Raw genomic sequence first — 18,276 nt, forward strand, 5'->3', positions numbered from 1 at the left:
TGTCAGATGGAGCTGACCAGCCATCTGCTGACGGCAGCGGCCTTCGGCACGATGAAAAACAGCGAAAATGAGCTCGCTGAGCAACTGATAGAGCAGACCGGAGATAACACGCTGACGTTAATGGATAAAGGCTATTATTCCCTGGGGCTGCTGAATGCGTGGAGCCAGGCGGGAGAGCACCGGCACTGGATGCTTCCTCTCAGGAAGGGGGCACAGTATGAAGAGGTCAGAAAACTGGGTAAAGGCGACCATCTGGTGAAGCTGAAAACCAGCCCACAGGCGCGAAAAAAGTGGCCGGGTCTGGGGAATGAGATAACAGCCCGCCTGCTGAGCGTGACGCGCAAAGGTAAAGTCTGCCATCTGCTGACGTCAATGACGGATGCCATGCGTTACCCCGGTGGGGAAATGGCAGACCTGTACAGCCATCGCTGGGAAATTGAACTGGGATATCGGGAGATAAAACAGACGATGCAACTGAGCAGGCTGACGCTAAGAAGTAAAAAGCCGGAACTTGTGGAGCAGGAACTGTGGGGCGTCTTACTGGCTTATAACCTGGTGAGATATCAGATGATTAAAATGGCGGCACATCTGAAAGGATACTGGCCAAATCAGCTGAGCTTCTCAGAGTCATGTGGAATGGTAATGAGAATGTTGATGACTCTTCAGGGAGCTTCACCAGGGCGTATCCCGGAGCTGATGCGCGATCTTGAAAGCATGGGGCAGTTGGTAAAATTACCGACAAGAAGGGAAAGGGCCTTCCCGAGAGTGGTAAAGGAAAGACCCTGGAGATACCCCACAGCCCCGAAAAAGGGCCAGTCAGTTGCTTAACTGACTGGCATTACAGCGCAATGCTGGCATTTTCATTTTCAGAGCTATTCGCTTTCAGCCGGTAGCCTGGGCAGCCAGTCAATGGGCGCTTCGCCGCGTTCGGTCAGCCACTGATTTGCCTGCACGAAATGATTACTGCCAAAGAACCCGCGGTGGGCGGAGAGGGGCGACGGATGCGGCGCTTTGAGCACGCAGTGGCGCTGGCGATCGATTATCGCGCCTTTCTTCTGCGCATGCGAACCCCACAGCAGAAAGACGACGCCTTCCCGATGCTGGTTAATCAGCGAAATGACTTTATCGGTAAAGGTTTCCCAACCGAGGCTGGCGTGAGAGTGCGCTTGTCCGGCACGTACCGTTAATACGGTATTGAGCAGCAACACGCCCTGGCGCGCCCAGCTTTCGAGATAACCGTGAGTTGGGCGCTGAAAGCCTGGTATCGTCCCTTCCAGTTCCTTGTACATATTCAGCAGCGACGGCGGGATCTGAATGCCCGGTAGAACCGAGAAGGCGAGGCCGTGCGCCTGCCCGGGTCCATGGTAAGGATCCTGGCCGAGAATCACCACTTTAACGTCGCTTAGCTCAGTATAACGAAACGCGTTAAAGACATCTTTTTGCGGGGGATAGATGGTGATTCCCGATTGCCGCTCGTCAGCAACGGTTTTCAGGGTATTAACAAAATAGGGTTGCTGCTTCTCTTCTGCCAGCACGTCATGCCAGGTTAATGGGGCGGTCATTTTGCTCTCCTGCAAAGTGTCATTGCCATAGCTTAACTGCATCTTTCAACATCACAAAATTTGCCCCACGCGATTGACGCTCTTTATGCAAAAAAAATTGAAAATTTACAAATTTATTTGGTGGGCGGCATGGCGTAACTTGATGTAAAACAATAATATCCGCCTATGACCACTTTTGTGATGTGGTTTTTGTTGATTTAAATCAAAGAATGCCGGGTGTACGGCTGATATATATACACTCATAGAACAATGGTTTTACCAATTGGCCGCGAAGGCCAATAATCGAACAAACCCTGCCTGGGAGGCATAAAATGATTACTGGTATCCAAATTACTAAAGCTGCAAACGACGACCTGCTGAACTCTTTCTGGCTGCTGGATAGCGAAAAAGGCGAAGCCCGCTGCCTGTGCGCGAAAGCCGGTTTTGCTGAAGATGACGTGGTTGCAGTGAGCAATCTGGGTGAAATCGAATACCGTGAAATCCCGGTAGACGTGAAGCCTGAAGTCCGCGTTGAAGGCGGTCAGCACCTGAACGTTAACGTGCTGCGTCGCGAAACTCTGCTGGACGCGGTTGAACATCCGGAAAAATACCCGCAGCTGACCATTCGCGTGTCTGGCTATGCGGTACGCTTTAACTCTCTGACTCCGGAACAGCAGCGCGACGTTATCGCCCGTACTTTTACTGAAAGCCTGTAAGATTCCGTTTTAATGTGAAAACGCCGGGATATCCCGGCGTTTTTTTTACTCTTCGTTTGACTTCTGCGGAGCATCCGCTGCGCTTGGTTTACGACGCTTACCAATGTTTTTGGTATCGCGATGGCGTTTTTTCACGCGCGGTTTCTCTTTTTCTTTCTCTTTCTTCTCTGCACGCTTGGCTAAAACCTTCCTGGAAGGTTTACCGGTTTGCTTCTCGCTGGGTGCGCGAGTGGTCGGGCGCAGTTCATCGATGACGCGGGCTTTTAACGGCTCTTCAATATAGCGGCCAATTTTACCCAGCAGCAGATGGTCGTGGGCTTCGACCAGAGAGATGGCCGTTCCCTTTTTACCCGCGCGTCCGGTACGACCGATACGGTGCAGATAGATGTCGGCCGTGCGCGGCAAGTCGAAGTTGAAAACGTGACTGACGTCCGCGATGTCGATCCCGCGCGCGGCAACGTCGGTGGCGATTAACACGTTAATACGGCCATCGGTCAGGCGGCTAATCGCTTCATTACGTTTTGCCTGTACCATCTCGCCTTCCAGCCAGCAGGTGTTGATACCCGCTTCACGCAGCCAGCCCGCCAGCTCATGCACGCGCTCGCGCTTACGGACGAAGACGATAGAACGCGTCGCTTCCGGCTGCTTTAGCAGATGGACCAGCAGAGCGGTCTTATGCTTGACGTCATCGGCGCGGTAATACCACTGGTGAATCTTTTTACGCTCGCGGGTGGAGGGGGTCGCAGAGACTTCCACCGGTTCTTCCAGCAGACGCTCAGCAAAATCTTTAATGGCGTCACCTTCGAGGGTGGCGGAGAACAGCATGGTCTGCTTACGCCAGCGGGTTTCACCGGCAATGTGTTCGATATCCTGCGCGAAGCCCATGTCCAGCATGCGGTCCGCTTCATCAAGGATCAGCGTTTCAACGGCGCGGCAATCAAAGTTTTCTTCTTTAATATATTGCAGCAGGCGACCGGTCGTGGCGACCACGATGTCCTGGTTCTCGCTGAACACTTCGGCATGGTTCATATAGGCGACACCGCCGGTGATCGTGGCGATATCCAGATGAGTATGTTTTGCCAGCTCACGCGCATGGTCGGCAACCTGCATCGCCAGTTCGCGCGTGGGGGTCAGGATAAGAATGCGCGGCGGACCAGACTTCTTGCGCGGAAAATCGAGCAGATGCTGCAACGCTGGCAGGAGATACGCCGCCGTTTTACCGGTGCCGGTCGGGGCTGAACCGAGAATATCACGGCCATCAAGCGCAGGCGGAATAGCGGCGGCCTGAATGGCTGTCGGGCGTGTGAAACCTTTATCCTGGAGGGCGTCCAGCAGGTTTTCGTCGAGTTCAAGTTCGGAAAAAGTCGTTACAGTCATGATCTACCTCTGAGTGGACCGCCGATTATAGACGTTACGGACGCAATGTTCATCTGTTTGTAAGGCTATCTGTTCTCCGGTATTGTGCATAGCCTTAAGCTCAGGAGTTTTTTGCCCGCAAGGTTATCGAGGATGTCCCAGTCGAAGTTCGCGCTGCCGCGCAATGGTTTTACGTTTAAGCAGTTTTTTGTCGCCCACGATCGCTGTGCGATGAAAGTGGGTACCGACGGCATTTTACTCGGCGCATGGGCCCCCATCGCTCAGGTTAAGCGCGTGCTGGATATCGGCGCGGGCAGCGGTCTGTTAGCGCTGATGCTCGCGCAGCGAACCGGCGAGGCGGTGATTGTGGATGCCGTGGAGCTGGATGAAGAAGCGGCAGAACAGGCGCGAGAAAACGCCGCGGATTCACCCTGGGCCGAGCGCCTGCAGATTCATCAGGCGGATATTCAGCAATGGCAGCCGCAGCAAACCCGGCGCTATGAGCTGATTGTCAGCAATCCGCCTTTTTTCGCTGAAGGCGTACCTTGCGCCACCTCGCAGCGCGAGCAGGCTCGCTATACCTCCTCCCTCGATCACGCAACATTATTAACCTGCGCCGCCGAGCTTATTACGGAGGAGGGGTTTTTCTGCGTCGTGCTTCCGGTCGACATTGGTAACGCCTTTGTGCAGCGGGCGCAGAATATGGGCTGGCATCTGCGTCTGCGTACCGACGTGGCGGAAACGGAAGTGCGCCCGCCGCATCGGGTTCTGTTGGCTTTTTCGCCGACGGCGGGGGAGGAGTGCTTTAGCGACAGATTGGTCATCCGTGGGCCAGAGCAGCAGTATTCCGAAGGATTTACCGCTCTGACCCAGGACTTTTATCTTTTTATGTGAGCCAGCGGCGAGAGCACCGACGGCCCGCTCTCCGGCAACTGGTCAGGATAGTCCAGCGTATAGTGAAGCCCGCGGCTCTCTTTACGCAGCATGGCGCAGCGCACAATCAGCTCGGCAACCTGCACCAGGTTTCGCAGCTCCAGTAAATTATTGGAGACGCGGAAGCGGGCGTAGTATTCGTCCAGTTCCTGCTGCAGCATAGTAATGCGGCGCAGGGCGCGCTCAAGACGGCGGGTGGTGCGCACGATGCCGACATAATCCCACATCAGCAAGCGCAGCTCATGCCAGTTGTGCTGAATCACGACCAGTTCATCAGGTATTTCAACCTGGCTTTCGTCCCATGATGGCAGTTCATTGACCGCCTGCGCGAACGGCAGACGCTTAACGATATCTTCGGCGGCGGACCACCCGTAGACGAGGCACTCAAGCAACGAGTTTGATGCCATCCGGTTAGCGCCGTGTAATCCGGTATAGCTTACTTCGCCGATGGCATACAGCCCGTCGACGTCGGTGCGCCCGTGATCGTCAACCATGACGCCGCCGCAGGTGTAGTGCGCGGCAGGAACCACGGGCACCGCTTCTTTTGTCAGATCGATGCCCAGCCCCAGCAGCTTCTCGTAGATCATCGGGAAGTGGTGGCGAATAAATTCTGCCGGTTTATGGCTGATATCCAGATACATGCAGTCAGCGCCAAGGCGCTTCATCTCATGATCGATGGCTCTGGCGACGATATCGCGCGGAGCCAGCTCGCCGCGCTCGTCAAAGTCCGGCATAAACCGCGTGCCGTCAGGGCGTTTCAACAGCGCGCCCTCGCCGCGCAGCGCTTCCGTCAGCAGGAAGTTGCGCGCTTGCGGATGGTACAGCGCGGTTGGGTGGAACTGATTAAATTCGAGGTTGGCGACCCGGCAGCCGGCACGCCAGGCCATCGCGATACCATCGCCGGAAGAGACGTCAGGATTCGTCGTATATTGATAAACTTTAGCCGCGCCGCCGGTAGCCAGCACCACGGCCTTTGCGCTACAGGTTTCAACCGCTTCTTTATTACGATTCCAGATCCACGCGCCCACCACCCGGCGCGTGCCGGGCAGGCCGATTTTATCGGAGATAATAAGGTCAACGGCGTTACTGCGTTCCAGTATGCGGATATTTGGGTGGGCCAGCGCCTGGCTCACCAGGGTAGTCTCAACGGCTTTACCGGTCGCATCGGCGGCGTGGAGAATTCTGCGGTGGCTGTGACCTCCCTCGCGGGTCAGATGGTAGCCCTCTTCGCCGTTCGCCTGAACCTGAGTATCAAACAGCACGCCCTGATCGATTAGCCACTGAACGCAGGGTTTAGCGTTGCTCGCCACGAATGAGACCGCATGGCGATCGCAAAGACCCGCTCCGGCTATCAACGTATCCTCGATGTGCGATTCAACGCTATCGGTTTCATCAAATACGGCGGCAATACCGCCCTGAGCGTAGAAAGTAGAACCTTCACTGATAGGGCCTTTGCTGAGAACCGTGACCGCGCAGCGTTCCGCCAGGCGTAAGGCAAGGGATAATCCGGCAGCGCCGCTGCCAATAATCAGCACATCACAGGAGGAATCGGAAGTTGTTTTCATGGCCTTTGTTTAATTTACTAAACACAATAAGCGAACAATAGCACCAGCCAGCGAGAAATCGTACATTTTTTTTACTCCGCGTTGTGAGGACTAAACATAACGGCGTAATGAGGCGGGCTGTAAATGGAAAAAAGGTTTTGCGAAGCGGCTCGTGAGCTTCAGATTTTATAGTGAAATAAAAGCCGGGTTACGTTACCCTTCTGGCGGGTCTTGCGCTTTTTCTTATTATCTTACATATCGTTTAGCGACCGGGACATATAATGAGAGATAACAATCCGTCAGCCGGTGCCGGACGAAAAACAAAGGCGTAACGGAACTTTATTGTTTTCAGACACTCCAACCCTCTGCTTGCTCACTTGATGCAGTAATTGGGTGGTGTTTTTGAATACGCATGGGAATTGGGTTTGGGGAGACATTACCTCGGATGAGCGAGCAGTTAACGGATCAGGTCCTCGTTGAACGGGTCCAGAAAGGAGATCAGAAAGCATTTAACCTGCTGGTGGTGCGCTATCAGCATAAGGTTGCAAGTCTGGTCTCCCGCTACGTGCCGCCGGGCGATATCGCTGACGTTGTTCAGGAATCGTTCGTTAAAGCATGGCGTGCGCTGGATTCTTTCCGGGGGGATAGCGCTTTTTACACCTGGTTATATCGCATCGCCGTAAACACGGCGAAGAATTATCTGGTTGCTCAGGGACGCCGTCCGCCATCCAGCGATGTTGATGCGAATGATGCTGAAAACTTCGAAAGTGGCGGGGCATTGAAAGAAATTTCGAACCCTGAGAACTTAATGTTGTCAGAAGAGCTGAGACAAATAGTTTTTCGTACCATTGAATCGCTTCCGGAAGATTTACGCATGGCAATTACCTTGCGGGAGCTGGATGGCATGAGCTATGAAGAAATAGCCGCCATCATGGATTGTCCGGTGGGCACAGTGCGTTCGCGCATCTTCCGGGCGCGAGAAGCTATTGATAATAAAGTTCAACCGCTAATCAGGCGTTGACGATAGCGGAATACTGGAAAAGGGTATCAGGCATGCAGAAAGAAAAACTTTCGGCCTTAATGGATGGTGAAACGCTGGATAACGAACTGCTCAACGAGCTGGAGCGTTCATCTGAAATGCAAAAAACCTGGGAGAGCTACCATCTCATCCGCGATACGCTGCGAGGCGATACGAGTGAGGTGCTCCATTTTGATATCTCAGCTCGCGTCATGGCCGCCATTGAAAACGAGCCCGTTCGTCAGACGGTTCCTCTAATTCCTGAATCTCAGCCCGCACCGCACCAGTGGCGTCAGATGCCTTTCTGGCAAAAAGTACGCCCGTGGGCCAGCTCGCTTACCCAGATGGGCGTTGCCGCGTGCGTATCCCTTGCTGTGATTGTCGGCGTTCAGCAGTATAATGGCCAGTCTGATTCATCCCAGCAGCCAGAGGCGCCGGTGTTTAACACCATGCCGATGATGGGTAAGGCCAGCCCGGTCAGCCTGGGCGTGCCGGCGGATGCTTCGGCAGGTAGCGGTCAGCAGGCTCAGGTGCAGGAACAGCGCCGCAGAATTAATGCTATGCTGCAGGACTATGAATTGCAGCGTCGCCTGCATGCGGAACAGCTTCAGTTTGGCCAGGCCCAGACTCAGCAAGCCGCTGTTCAGGTGCCGGGCTATCAAACTTTAGGAACACAATCGCAGTAATGAAGCAACTTTGGTGTGCCATGTCGCTCATGGCAGGCAGCCTGTTCTTCTCCGTCAACGCCTCGGCTGATACATCGTCCGGGGCGTTGTTGCAGCAGATGAACCTGGCCAGCCAGTCCCTTAATTACGAGCTCTCTTTCGTCAGCATCAACAAGCAGGGTGTTGAGTCGCTGCGTTATCGACACGCTAAACTAAACAATCGCACCCTGGCACAGCTGCTCCAGCTTGACGGGCCGCGTCGGGAAGTGGTGCTGCGCGGAACGGAAATCAGCTATTTTGAGCCCGGACTCGATCCTTTCACCCTGAACGGCGACTATATCGTTGATTCGCTGCCTTCATTGGTCTACTCCGACTTTAAACGTCTGTCATCCTATTACGACTTCATTTCCGTGGGGCGGACGCGTATTGCCGATCGTTTATGTGATGTTGTGCGCGTCGTGGCTCGCGATGGCACCCGCTATAGCTATATCGCATGGTTAGATGCTGAAACTAAGCTGCCTCTGCGCGTTGATCTGCTTGATCGCGACGGCGAAACGCTTGAGCAGTTCCGCGTCGTCTCGTTCAACGTTGGCGATAACGTTAGCGCCAGTATGGAAACCCTGTCTAAGGCTAACCTGCCTCCGCAGCTGTCGGTGCCGGAAGGGGGTAATAAGGCCAACTTTAACTGGGCGCCGACCTGGCTGCCGCAGGGCGTGGCCGAAGTCTCCAGCAGCCAGCGTCGTCTGCCCACTTTCGATGGCCCGGTAGAGTCCCGTTTGTATTCCGATGGGCTGTTTAGTTTCTCTGTCAATATCAATCGCGCCACGGCAAATAGTAGCGATCAGCTGCTGCGTACCGGCCGTCGTACCGTGGCGACTACCGTGCGTGATAACGCAGAGATAACCATCGTTGGCGAACTGCCGCCGCAAACGGCGAAGCGTATTTCCGATAGTATTAAATTCAGGGCAGTACAATGATTAAAGAGTGGGCGACGGTCGTTTCCTGGCAAAATGGCGTTGCGCTGGTGCACTGCGATGTGAAAGCCTCCTGCAGCAGCTGTGCTTCTCGCGCCGGTTGCGGAAGCCGGGTGCTGAATAAGCTTGGGCCGCAAACCAGCCATACCCTTAGCGTCCCCTGCGAACAGCCGCTGTCGGCCGGGCAAAAAGTCGAACTGGGCATTGCCGAAAGCAGCCTGCTCGGGTCAGCGGTATTGGTTTATATGGCGCCGTTAGTCGGCTTGTTCGTGATGGCATCGATATTCCAGGTGCTGTTTGCCAACGACTTTGCCTCGCTTTGCGGGGCAATTTTGGGCGGCGTTGGCGGGTTTCTGGTCGCTCGCGGTCTTTCGCCTGGCTTAGCCTCCCGGCAGTCGTGGCAGCCGGTTATTATCAGCGTCGGTTTACCGCCAGATTTAGTCCGCATCGAGACGCCTTCCTCCCAGCTGGGTCAGTGATTTCACTGGCCCTTATCTTTATTTACAACTCCCGCAAGAACTCATCATTTACTCCGGTTATGCTAGCGGTAAGAGCATTTCCTGGTTTCGTGGATGTAGTGTAGAATGCGGCGTTTTCGGATTAAAAAACGTCAGGCACAGAACAGCGGCCTCATGATTCGCGTAAGGCATAATTAACTCTAAATATGAAGAATATACGTAACTTTTCAATCATCGCTCACATCGACCACGGTAAGTCGACATTGTCTGACCGTATTATCCAGATTTGCGGTGGCCTTTCCGATCGTGAAATGGCAGCCCAGGTTCTGGACTCCATGGATCTTGAACGTGAGCGCGGTATCACTATCAAGGCGCAGAGCGTCACCCTGGATTACAAAGCAACTGATGGCGAAACCTATCAGCTGAACTTTATCGACACCCCCGGCCACGTCGACTTCTCTTATGAAGTTTCTCGTTCGCTTGCCGCCTGTGAAGGCGCTTTGCTGGTGGTTGATGCCGGCCAGGGCGTCGAAGCCCAGACGCTGGCTAACTGCTATACGGCGATGGAAATGGACCTTGAAGTCGTACCGGTCCTGAACAAAATCGACCTGCCCGCAGCCGATCCGGAACGCGTAGCGGAAGAGATTGAAGACATCGTTGGTATTGATGCCACCGATGCGGTGCGCTGTTCAGCGAAGACCGGCGTTGGCGTACCGGACGTGCTGGAGCGCCTGGTGCGCGATATTCCGCCGCCGGAAGGCGATCCGGAAGCGCCGCTGCAGGCTCTGATTATCGACTCCTGGTTTGATAACTACCTCGGCGTCGTTTCTCTGGTGCGTATCAAAAACGGCACCATGCGCAAAGGCGATAAAATTAAGGTGATGAGTACCGGGCAGGTGTATAACGCCGATCGTCTGGGCATCTTCACGCCGAAGCAGGTGGACCGTACCGAGCTGAAATGCGGCGAGGTAGGCTGGCTGGTTTGCGCCATTAAAGACATCCTCGGCGCGCCGGTCGGCGATACGCTGACGCTTGCGCGCAACCCGGCAGATAAAGCGCTGCCCGGCTTTAAAAAGGTGAAACCGCAGGTCTATGCCGGCCTGTTCCCGGTCAGCTCCGATGATTATGAAAACTTCCGCGACGCGCTGGGCAAACTGAGCCTCAACGATGCTTCTCTGTTCTATGAGCCGGAAAGCTCTACGGCGCTGGGCTTCGGTTTCCGCTGCGGCTTCCTGGGTCTTCTGCATATGGAGATCATCCAGGAGCGCCTGGAGCGTGAATACGATCTGGATCTGATCACCACGGCGCCGACGGTAGTCTATGAAGTCGAAACCACCTCGAAAGAGGTTATCTACGTCGACAGCCCGTCCAAGCTGCCGCCGCTGAACAATATTCAGGAGCTGCGCGAGCCGATCGCGGAGTGTCACATGCTGCTGCCGCAGGAGTTTTTGGGCAACGTCATCACCCTGTGTATCGAAAAACGCGGCGTACAGACCAACATGGTCTACCACGGCAATCAGGTTGCGCTGACCTATGAAATCCCGATGGCGGAAGTGGTGCTCGACTTCTTCGACCGACTGAAGTCTACCTCCCGCGGCTATGCGTCGCTGGACTACAACTTCAAGCGCTTCCAGGCTTCCAACATGGTGCGTGTGGATGTGTTGATTAACGGCGAGCGCGTGGATGCGCTGGCGCTGATCACGCATAACGACAATGCGCCGTACCGCGGCCGCGAACTGGTAGAGAAGATGAAAGAGCTGATCCCGCGTCAGCAGTTCGATATCGCTATCCAGGCTGCCATCGGCAACCATATTATTGCCCGCTCTACCGTAAAACAGCTGCGTAAAAACGTTCTGGCGAAATGCTATGGCGGCGACGTCAGCCGTAAGAAAAAGCTGCTGCAGAAGCAGAAAGACGGTAAGAAACGCATGAAGCAGGTCGGTAACGTTGAGCTTCCGCAGGAAGCGTTCCTCGCCATTCTGCACGTTGGTAAAGACGGCAAATAACCCTAAGGAGTTGGCATGGCGAACATGTTTGCCCTGATCCTGGTCATCGCTACTGTGGTGACGGGTCTGTTGTGGTGCCTGGATAAGTTTATCTTTGCGCCAAAACGTCGCGAAAGTCAGGCCGCTGCGCAGGCGGCGACCGGCGACCAGTTGGACAAGAAAACGCTGAAAAAGGTCGGCCCGAAACCGGGCTGGCTGGAAACCGGCGCGTCAATCTTTCCGGTACTGGCGATTGTGCTGGTGGTTCGCTCATTCATTTATGAGCCCTTCCAGATCCCCTCCGGCTCGATGATGCCGACGCTGCTGATCGGCGATTTTATTCTGGTTGAGAAGTTTGCCTACGGCATTAAAGATCCGATTTACCAGAAGACGCTGATCGAAACCGGACATCCGAAGCGCGGCGATATTGTCGTCTTTAAATATCCGCAAGATCCGCGCCTGGATTATATCAAGCGTGCGGTCGGTTTACCGGGTGATAAAGTGACTTACGATCCGATTGCCAAGCAGGTCACTATCCAGCCGGGCTGTAGTTCTGGCCAGGCCTGCGGCAATGCGCTGCCGGTCACTTACTCCAACGTTGAGCCGAGCGATTTCGTACAGACCTTCTCCCGCAGCAACGGCGGCGAAGCGACCAGCGGTTTCTGGCAACTGCCGAAAGGCGAGACGAAAGCCGATGGCATCCGTCTGACCGAACGTAAAGAGACGCTGGGCGAAGTGACCCACCGTATATTGACCGTACCGATTGCTCAGGACCAGGTGGGGATGTATTACCATCAGTCCGGTCTGCCGCTGGCGACCTGGATTGTCCCGCCGGGGCAGTATTTTATGATGGGTGACAACCGCGATAACAGCGCCGATAGCCGTTATTGGGGCTTTGTGCCGGAAGCGAATCTGGTGGGTAAAGCAACCGCAATCTGGATGAGTTTCGAAAAACAGGAAGGCGAATGGCCTACCGGCGTACGTTTATCGCGTATCGGTGGTATCCAGTAAATTTTTCCTGCTTTATTCACGCTGCCGACGCAATAACGGCAGCGTGAATTATTTAAAATTTAAATCTATTCAAACTAACGACATCCCTTGTCGTTGCGTATAGAATATCCCCCCGAAGTTTTAGGTTGTCTCTCGTAAGATTGACACAGCACACGAAACCGCGTTGGTTTTTACTCAGGTCGGTTTCGTGTGCTGCATTTTTGACGCATTCATCTATTGGTAACGCATGAACCCCATCGTAATTAATCGGCTTCAACGGAAGCTGGGCTACACTTTTCATCATCAGGAGCTGTTGCAACAGGCATTAACTCACCGCAGTGCCAGCAGCAAACATAATGAGCGCCTGGAATTTTTAGGCGACTCAATATTGAGCTTTGTGATCGCGAACGCGCTCTATCATCGTTTCCCTCGGGTAGACGAAGGCGATATGAGCCGCATGCGCGCGACCCTGGTACGAGGCAACACGCTGGCAGAAATTGCCCGCGAGTTCGAATTAGGTGAATGTCTGCGTCTTGGGCCGGGTGAACTGAAAAGCGGGGGCTTTCGCCGTGAATCTATACTGGCGGACACCGTTGAAGCGTTAATCGGCGGGATTTTCCTCGACAGCGATATTCAGAACGTTGAGCGCCTTATTCTCTCCTGGTACCAGAGTCGTCTGGATGAAATCAGCCCGGGTGACAAGCAAAAAGATCCGAAGACGCGCTTGCAGGAGTATTTGCAGGGGCGCCATCTGCCGCTGCCGTCTTACCTGGTGGTACAGGTTCGCGGTGAAGCGCACGATCAGGAATTTACTATCCACTGCCAGGTTAGCGGCCTGAGTGAACCGGTGGTTGGCACGGGTTCTAGCCGTCGCAAGGCGGAGCAGGCTGCCGCCGAACAGGCGCTGAAAAAGCTGGAGCTGGAATGAGCGAAGAAAAGAACTACTGCGGATTTATTGCCATCGTTGGTCGTCCAAACGTGGGCAAATCCACATTGCTGAACAAGCTGCTCGGGCAGAAGATCTCGATCACTTCCCGAAAAGCGCAGACGACGCGTCACCGCATCGTTGGTATTCATACTGAAGGTCCGTATCAGGCGATCTACGTCGATACCCCGGGCCTGCATATGGAAGAAAAACGCGCGATTAACCGTCTGATGAACAAAGCGGCAAGCAGCTCCATTGGCGACGTTGAGCTAGTTATTTTCGTCGTTGAAGGTACCCGCTGGACGCCGGACGACGAGATGGTGCTCAATAAGCTGCGCGATGGTAAAGCGCCGGTGATTCTGGCGGTCAACAAAGTCGATAACGTACAGGAAAAAGCCGATCTTCTGCCGCACCTGCAGTTCCTTGGCAGCCAGATGAACTTCCTTGATATCGTGCCGATTTCCGCGGAAACGGGGCTGAACGTTGATACCATCGCCGGTATCGTGCGTAAGCATCTGCCGGAAGCGATTCATCACTTCCCGGAAGATTACATCACCGACCGCTCTCAGCGCTTTATGGCTTCCGAGATCATTCGTGAAAAGCTGATGCGTTTCCTCGGCGCTGAACTGCCGTATTCCGTTACCGTGGAAATCGAACGTTTTGTAACCAACGAGCGCGGCGGCTACGATATCAACGGTCTGATTTTGGTTGAGCGTGAAGGGCAGAAGAAGATGGTGATTGGCAACAAAGGGGCCAAAATCAAAACCATCGGTATCGAAGCGCGTAAAGACATGCAGGATATGTTTGAAGCGCCGGTTCACCTCGAACTGTGGGTGAAAGTGAAGTCCGGCTGGGCTGATGACGAACGCGCGCTGCGCAGTCTCGGTTACGGCGACGATCTCTAAGTTTGGATACTCTATGGCTTTCGAGGTGCAGGACAAAACACAAAGTGTTTTGAACAGCGCTTGCGCTGGCTGCGAAGGAGCGAGGCCAGAGGCTGAGTCACGCGGCAAGACCGCGAGTCCCCGGGAGCTTACTTCAGTAAGTGACTGGGGTGAGTGGGCGCAGCCAACGCACCTGCGGCTTGAAAGACGACGAGTATGATGGAAGGCTGGCAACGCGCTTTCGTACTGCATAGCCGTCCCTGGAGCGAAACCAGCCTGATGCTGGACGTCTTCACGGAAGAATCCGGCCGCGTGCGCCTTGTGGCTAAAGGCGCACGTTCCAAACGTTCTAACCTCAAAGGCGCGCTTCAGCCTTTTACTCCCTTACTGCTTCGCTTTGGCGGGCGCGGCGAAGTCAAAACGCTGCGCAGCGCGGAAGCCGTCTCGCTGGCGCTCCCTCTCAGCGGCATCACGCTCTACAGCGGCCTTTACGTCAACGAGCTTCTCTCTCGCGTGCTTGAGCACGAAACGCGCTTTTCCGAACTCTTCTTCGATTATTTGCACTGTATCCAGTCTCTGGCTGGCGCAAGCGGCTCGCCGGAACCGGCGCTACGGCGTTTTGAACTGGCGCTGCTGGGGCATCTGGGATATGGCGTGGATTTCCTGCACTGCGCCGGCAGCGGAGAAGCGGTTGACGACGCAATGACCTATCGCTACCGTGAAGAAAAAGGCTTTATCGCCAGCGTGGTTATTGATAACAACACCTTTACCGGGCACCATCTTAAGGCGCTGGCGAGCCGTGAATTTCCGGACAGCGATGCGCTGCGCGCGGCAAAGCGTTTCACCCGTATCGCCCTGAAGCCCTATCTGGGCGGGAAGCCGCTTAAAAGTCGCGAGCTTTTTCGTCAGTTTTTGCCCGCGCGGGCAGCGCGAGCCGATAAAACAAATAACGATTAACGAGGATTGTCATGGCTGAATTACTGTTGGGGGTCAATATTGACCACATTGCGACATTACGCAACGCTCGCGGTACCGCTTATCCGGATCCGGTCCAGGCGGCCTTTATCGCCGAGCAGGCCGGCGCTGACGGTATTACCGTCCATCTGCGCGAAGATCGTCGCCATATTACCGATCGCGATGTCCGTATTTTGCGCCAGACGCTGGATACCCGCATGAACCTTGAGATGGCGGTGACGGAAGAGATGCTGAAGATTGCCTGTGAGACTCAGCCCCATTTTTGCTGCCTGGTGCCGGAAAAACGTCAGGAAGTGACCACCGAAGGTGGACTGGACGTGGCGGGCCAGCTCGACAAAATGCGCGACGCCTGTAAACGCCTTGCCGATGCCGGTATCCTGGTTTCGCTGTTTATTGACGCGGACAACGCGCAAATTAAGGCCGCAGCGGACGTTGGCGCGCCTTATATCGAAATTCACACCGGATGCTACGCTGATGCGCAAACTGACGCTGAGCAGGCAAAAGAGCTGGAGCGTATTGCCAAAGCGGCGACCTATGCCGCCAGCCTGGGGCTGAAGGTTAATGCCGGTCACGGTTTGACCTACCATAACGTGAAGGCCATTGCCGCGCTGCCGGAAATGCACGAGCTGAACATCGGCCACGCGATCATTGGCCGTGCGGTGATGAGCGGCCTGAAAGAGGCGGTGGCGGAAATGAAGCGTTTGATGCAGGAAGCGCGCGCCTGATGGCCATTCTCGGACTGGGTACTGATATTGTAGAAATTGCCCGTATTGAAGCGGTAATTGCCCGCAGCGGCGATCGTCTGGCGCGTCGCGTCCTGAGCGATAGCGAGTGGGCGATATGGGAACAGCATCAGCAGCCGGTCCGTTTTCTGGCCAAGCGTTTCGCCGTTAAAGAAGCGGCGGCCAAGGCGCTTGGCACCGGCATCCGCAATGGGCTGGCGTTTAATCAGTTTGAGGTTTACAACGACGAGCTGGGTAAGCCAAAGCTGCGATTGTGGGGCGAAGCGAAGAGTCTGGCCGAGCGTATGGGCGTAAGCAGCATTCACGTGACGCTGGCCGACGAGCGTCACTATGCCTGCGCCACGGTGATTATCGAAAGCTAGAGTGTTACAGGCCGGAGAGGTCGGTTAACGCCGCCATCCGGCAATATCACAGTTTGTCCGCGTGGTGCAGCAGGACAAACTTATCCCACAGCTGCTCTTCATTTTCGTTATGGGCCGGATCTTTCAGAATGGTATTTGGGATCGGGCACACCTTCTGGCAGGTCGGCGTATCATAGTGGCCAACGCATTCGGTGCAGCGATCGCTGTTAATTTCATAAATGCTATCACCCATGGATATCGCCTCATTCGGGCACTCCGGCTCGCACATATCGCAGTTGATGCATTTTTTGGTGATTAACAGCGCCATCAGGAAATTCTCAGAAACAACACAAACAGGGCGGGCATTATACGCCCATTTTTCGCCCGGGCCAGCTCTTTTCCACCGCGGGGCGACCATCCGCAGCGGAGAAATTTTGCCCGGCCTGAGCCAATAAGAGAGAGTGTGCTTTTGACAGCGGGCAGGGCACTCGGGGTTACACCAGCTTTTTCACCAGCGCTTCGCTATGGCGAATCCGCTCCGGAGCGTGCTCAAGATCCTGCTGCACCAGCCCCATAAACAGTAGATCGGTCAACATCATTTGCGCGCTGGTGGAGGAGATCGCGGCGCTACGCGTGGCCTGCTCTTCCGCAATGGTGTACAGGCACAGCGTTGCCTGCTGCTGAAGCGCGTTGGGGTTAAAGCCGGTGATCGCCAGGATCTGGCTTCCTACCCGCAGCGCTTCACCGGCCGCCATATTGATCTCGCGTCGTTCACCGGAATAGGAGATGGCCAGCAGCAGATCGTCCGGAGACATCGCCTGTACCGTCGCCAGCAGGGCGTGCATATCCTGTTCTGATACCGCGTTAATGCCGATTTTCATCAGCTTCCAGCTAAAGTTTCTCGCCACCAGGCCCGACGCGCCGATGCCGGTAATGATGACCCGACGGGCGTGGCGCAACAGCGTGACGGCTTCCAGCAGCTTCTCTTCGGTGTTGACGTCCAGCGAGGCGTGCATGGCCGCGACGTTATCTTTAATCAGCTTTTCGCCAACCAGGCGCAGGGGATCGTCGCCGCGAATCTGGTTATGCACCGGTACGGATTGCGGAGTCGGCGCGCTTGCCAGGGCTTCGCTCAACGCCAGCTTTAACGCCGGGAAGCCTTTGAACCCCATCTTCTGCGCAAATTTCACTACGCTTGACTGGCTGACGCCGGCTTCGCCCGCCAGCTGCTGCGAGCTGAGGTGGCGGGTTTGATCCGGTTGAGCCAGAATGAAATCGGCCAGTTTTTTATCGCTTGCGGCCAACGTCGGATAGCGCTGGCGAATACGGGTCAAACAGTTCATAGCGGCTCCGGAGGACAGCTTCACCCTCGGCTGAAAGAATTTTGTATTCGATTATAAGAGGATTATCGCGAATTAAAAATTCTGTGCCTAAGATTTCTCGGCAAAGACGTTTTCTTAATACGGATTCAACAGCAGCGTATGTTTTCGCTATTGGCGACGTAAGGCTGTTAAGCTATTGGTTATCATGCGATCGTTCAGGGGAGTGGGTTTTGAATAGCAGCACGCGGAGAGTGGTTTTCTTTGATCTGGATGGAACCTTGCATCAGCAGGATATGTTCGGCAGCTTTTTGCGCTATGCCCTGCGCCATCAGCCGCTGAACGCGCTGCTGCTGCTTCCTTTATTGCCGGTTATCGCGGCCGGACTGATGTTATACGGTCGCGCCGCGCGCTGGCCGATGAGCCTGCTGCTCTGGGCATCAACCTTCGGGCGCAGCGAGCAGCAGCTTAAACGCCTGGAGGCCAATTTTGTTCGCTGGTTTCGCCAGCACGTCACGGCATTCCCGGTTGTTCAGGCGCGGCTTAAACATTATCTGACCAGCACGGACGCTGACGTCTGGCTGATCACCGGTTCGCCGCAGTCGCTGGTTGAACAGGTCTATTTTGATACCGCCTGGCTGCCGCGGGTGAATCTGATCGCCAGCCGAATGGAGCGACGCTACGGCGGTTGGGGGTTAACCCTGCGCTGTCTCGGTAATGAAAAAGTGACGCAGCTGGAACAAAAGATCGGCGCACCGCTGCGCTTGTATAGCGGCTACAGCGACAGCGAGCAGGACAACCCGCTGCTCTCTTTTTGCCAGCACCGCTGGCGGGTGACGCCGCAGGGCGATCTTCAGCAGTTAGAATAGTGTGTAATACATAGCGCCCATGTATAATGCGCCCCGCTTT

At 55.0% G+C, this 18,276-nt stretch carries 20 protein-coding genes; 15 read left to right on the forward strand and 5 right to left on the reverse strand.

The features are described 5' to 3' along the window. A partial coding sequence (locus ACESQ2_RS19995; protein ID WP_373171154.1) for an IS4 family transposase occupies positions 1-828 on the forward strand: 828 nt, incomplete at its 5' end. Positions 829-872: 44 nt separating this feature from the next. Here the strand turns inward: ACESQ2_RS19995 and ung are convergent. Further along, on the reverse strand, positions 873-1,562 hold the full coding sequence (ung, locus tag ACESQ2_RS20000; RefSeq protein WP_014230405.1) for a uracil-DNA glycosylase: 690 nt from the start codon (positions 1,560-1,562) through the stop codon (positions 873-875). A gap of 311 nt (positions 1,563-1,873) precedes the next feature. Between ung and grcA the strand changes: the two genes are divergently transcribed. Next, the gene (grcA, locus tag ACESQ2_RS20005) at positions 1,874-2,257 is read left to right on the forward strand and encodes an autonomous glycyl radical cofactor GrcA (RefSeq protein WP_004104596.1); all 384 of its coding nucleotides are present in this window, start codon (positions 1,874-1,876) and stop codon (positions 2,255-2,257) included. Between the two features lie 45 nt (positions 2,258-2,302). Here grcA and srmB read toward each other — a convergent pair whose 3' ends face one another. Beyond that, the gene (srmB, locus tag ACESQ2_RS20010) at positions 2,303-3,634 is read right to left on the reverse strand and encodes an ATP-dependent RNA helicase SrmB (protein WP_046878269.1); all 1,332 of its coding nucleotides are present in this window, start codon (positions 3,632-3,634) and stop codon (positions 2,303-2,305) included. 132 nt (positions 3,635-3,766) lie between these two features. Between srmB and ACESQ2_RS20015 the strand changes: the two genes are divergently transcribed. Then, the gene (locus ACESQ2_RS20015; RefSeq protein ID WP_014839225.1) at positions 3,767-4,507 is read left to right on the forward strand and encodes a tRNA1(Val) (adenine(37)-N6)-methyltransferase; all 741 of its coding nucleotides are present in this window, start codon (positions 3,767-3,769) and stop codon (positions 4,505-4,507) included. Here ACESQ2_RS20015 and nadB read toward each other — a convergent pair. Continuing rightward, entirely contained in the window at positions 4,492-6,111 is a 1,620-nt protein-coding gene (gene nadB / locus ACESQ2_RS20020; protein ID WP_049069708.1) for an L-aspartate oxidase, read from the reverse strand. The genes ACESQ2_RS20015 and nadB overlap by 16 nt on opposite strands. 424 nt (positions 6,112-6,535) lie before the next feature. On the opposite strand from nadB, the gene rpoE reads away from it, so the two are divergent. From rpoE to acpS, 11 genes are all read left to right on the forward strand, one after another. Beyond that, a complete protein-coding gene (rpoE, locus tag ACESQ2_RS20025; RefSeq protein WP_004104583.1) occupies positions 6,536-7,111 on the forward strand; it encodes an RNA polymerase sigma factor RpoE in 576 nt (191 codons plus the stop codon). A gap of 32 nt (positions 7,112-7,143) precedes the next feature. Further along, entirely contained in the window at positions 7,144-7,794 is a 651-nt protein-coding gene (rseA, locus tag ACESQ2_RS20030) for an anti-sigma-E factor RseA (protein WP_004853279.1), read from the forward strand. Beyond that, positions 7,794-8,750 carry a sigma-E factor regulatory protein RseB gene (rseB, locus tag ACESQ2_RS20035; RefSeq protein WP_004853278.1) on the forward strand — a complete coding sequence of 319 codons (957 nt, stop codon included), beginning with the start codon at positions 7,794-7,796 and terminating at the stop codon, positions 8,748-8,750. The genes rseA and rseB overlap by 1 nt, the downstream gene beginning before the upstream one ends. Beyond that, entirely contained in the window at positions 8,747-9,226 is a 480-nt protein-coding gene (gene rseC, locus ACESQ2_RS20040) for a SoxR-reducing system protein RseC (RefSeq protein WP_014230402.1), read from the forward strand. Before rseB ends, rseC begins: the two co-directional genes overlap by 4 nt. 185 nt (positions 9,227-9,411) lie before the next feature. After that, the gene (gene lepA, locus ACESQ2_RS20045) at positions 9,412-11,211 is read left to right on the forward strand and encodes a translation elongation factor 4 (protein WP_004853275.1); all 1,800 of its coding nucleotides are present in this window, start codon (positions 9,412-9,414) and stop codon (positions 11,209-11,211) included. 15 nt (positions 11,212-11,226) lie between these two features. Further along, a complete protein-coding gene (gene lepB / locus ACESQ2_RS20050) occupies positions 11,227-12,201 on the forward strand; it encodes a signal peptidase I (RefSeq protein ID WP_025106581.1) in 975 nt (324 codons plus the stop codon). Positions 12,202-12,427: 226 nt separating this feature from the next. After that, positions 12,428-13,108 carry a ribonuclease III gene (gene rnc / locus ACESQ2_RS20055; RefSeq protein ID WP_004104573.1) on the forward strand — a complete coding sequence of 227 codons (681 nt, stop codon included), beginning with the start codon at positions 12,428-12,430 and terminating at the stop codon, positions 13,106-13,108. After that, positions 13,105-14,010, forward strand: coding sequence for a GTPase Era (gene era, locus ACESQ2_RS20060; protein WP_004104571.1), 906 nt, complete (start codon positions 13,105-13,107; stop codon positions 14,008-14,010). Before rnc ends, era begins: the two co-directional genes overlap by 4 nt. Before the next feature lie 198 nt (positions 14,011-14,208). Next, positions 14,209-14,946, forward strand: coding sequence for a DNA repair protein RecO (gene recO, locus ACESQ2_RS20065; RefSeq protein WP_004853269.1), 738 nt, complete (start codon positions 14,209-14,211; stop codon positions 14,944-14,946). An 11-nt stretch (positions 14,947-14,957) separates the two neighbouring features. Beyond that, positions 14,958-15,689 (forward strand): pyridoxine 5'-phosphate synthase, encoded by a 732-nt coding sequence (gene pdxJ / locus ACESQ2_RS20070; RefSeq protein WP_014230400.1) that lies wholly within the window; start codon positions 14,958-14,960, stop codon positions 15,687-15,689. Then, positions 15,689-16,069: a holo-ACP synthase gene (acpS, locus tag ACESQ2_RS20075; RefSeq protein ID WP_014230399.1), complete on the forward strand. Its 381-nt coding sequence runs from the start codon at positions 15,689-15,691 to the stop codon at positions 16,067-16,069. The genes pdxJ and acpS overlap by 1 nt, the downstream gene beginning before the upstream one ends. A gap of 46 nt (positions 16,070-16,115) precedes the next feature. On the opposite strand, the gene ACESQ2_RS20080 is transcribed toward acpS, so the two are convergent. Both ACESQ2_RS20080 and ACESQ2_RS20085 read right to left on the reverse strand, forming a co-directional pair. Further along, complete coding sequence (locus tag ACESQ2_RS20080) at positions 16,116-16,376, reverse strand: YfhL family 4Fe-4S dicluster ferredoxin (RefSeq protein ID WP_004114478.1); 261 nt, start codon at positions 16,374-16,376, stop codon at positions 16,116-16,118. A gap of 166 nt (positions 16,377-16,542) precedes the next feature. Next, positions 16,543-17,391, reverse strand: coding sequence for a MurR/RpiR family transcriptional regulator (locus ACESQ2_RS20085; protein WP_014230398.1), 849 nt, complete (start codon positions 17,389-17,391; stop codon positions 16,543-16,545). 209 nt (positions 17,392-17,600) lie between these two features. Here ACESQ2_RS20085 and yfhb point away from each other — a divergent pair, with 209 nt between their 5' ends. Then, entirely contained in the window at positions 17,601-18,236 is a 636-nt protein-coding gene (gene yfhb, locus ACESQ2_RS20090) for a phosphatidylglycerophosphatase C (protein WP_004853258.1), read from the forward strand. Positions 18,237-18,276 lie beyond the last annotated feature (40 nt).

It is taken from the genome of Klebsiella sp. Q11 (genome assembly GCF_964241505.1).
Lineage (GTDB): Bacteria > Pseudomonadota > Gammaproteobacteria > Enterobacterales > Enterobacteriaceae > Klebsiella > Klebsiella michiganensis.

Bases quoted from the DNA above. Each gene is read 5' to 3' on its own strand.
- grcA (WP_004104596.1), top strand. From the start codon at position 1,874: ATGATTACTGGTATCCAAATTACTAAAGCTGCAAACGACGACCTGCTG.
- ung (WP_014230405.1), bottom strand. From the start codon at position 1,562: ATGACCGCCCCATTAACCTGGCATGACGTGCTGGCAGAAGAGAAGCAG.
- rseC (WP_014230402.1), top strand. From the start codon at position 8,747: ATGATTAAAGAGTGGGCGACGGTCGTTTCCTGGCAAAATGGCGTTGCG.
- lepA (WP_004853275.1), top strand. From the start codon at position 9,412: ATGAAGAATATACGTAACTTTTCAATCATCGCTCACATCGACCACGGT.
- acpS (WP_014230399.1), top strand. From the start codon at position 15,689: ATGGCCATTCTCGGACTGGGTACTGATATTGTAGAAATTGCCCGTATT.
- rpoE (WP_004104583.1), top strand. From the start codon at position 6,536: ATGAGCGAGCAGTTAACGGATCAGGTCCTCGTTGAACGGGTCCAGAAA.
- lepB (WP_025106581.1), top strand. From the start codon at position 11,227: ATGGCGAACATGTTTGCCCTGATCCTGGTCATCGCTACTGTGGTGACG.
- pdxJ (WP_014230400.1), top strand. From the start codon at position 14,958: ATGGCTGAATTACTGTTGGGGGTCAATATTGACCACATTGCGACATTA.
- era (WP_004104571.1), top strand. From the start codon at position 13,105: ATGAGCGAAGAAAAGAACTACTGCGGATTTATTGCCATCGTTGGTCGT.
- ACESQ2_RS20015 (WP_014839225.1), top strand. From the start codon at position 3,767: ATGTCCCAGTCGAAGTTCGCGCTGCCGCGCAATGGTTTTACGTTTAAG.
- recO (WP_004853269.1), top strand. From the start codon at position 14,209: ATGGAAGGCTGGCAACGCGCTTTCGTACTGCATAGCCGTCCCTGGAGC.
- nadB (WP_049069708.1), bottom strand. From the start codon at position 6,111: ATGAAAACAACTTCCGATTCCTCCTGTGATGTGCTGATTATTGGCAGC.
- ACESQ2_RS20085 (WP_014230398.1), bottom strand. From the start codon at position 17,391: ATGAACTGTTTGACCCGTATTCGCCAGCGCTATCCGACGTTGGCCGCA.
- rseB (WP_004853278.1), top strand. From the start codon at position 7,794: ATGAAGCAACTTTGGTGTGCCATGTCGCTCATGGCAGGCAGCCTGTTC.
- rnc (WP_004104573.1), top strand. From the start codon at position 12,428: ATGAACCCCATCGTAATTAATCGGCTTCAACGGAAGCTGGGCTACACT.
- rseA (WP_004853279.1), top strand. From the start codon at position 7,144: ATGCAGAAAGAAAAACTTTCGGCCTTAATGGATGGTGAAACGCTGGAT.
- ACESQ2_RS20080 (WP_004114478.1), bottom strand. From the start codon at position 16,376: ATGGCGCTGTTAATCACCAAAAAATGCATCAACTGCGATATGTGCGAG.
- srmB (WP_046878269.1), bottom strand. From the start codon at position 3,634: ATGACTGTAACGACTTTTTCCGAACTTGAACTCGACGAAAACCTGCTG.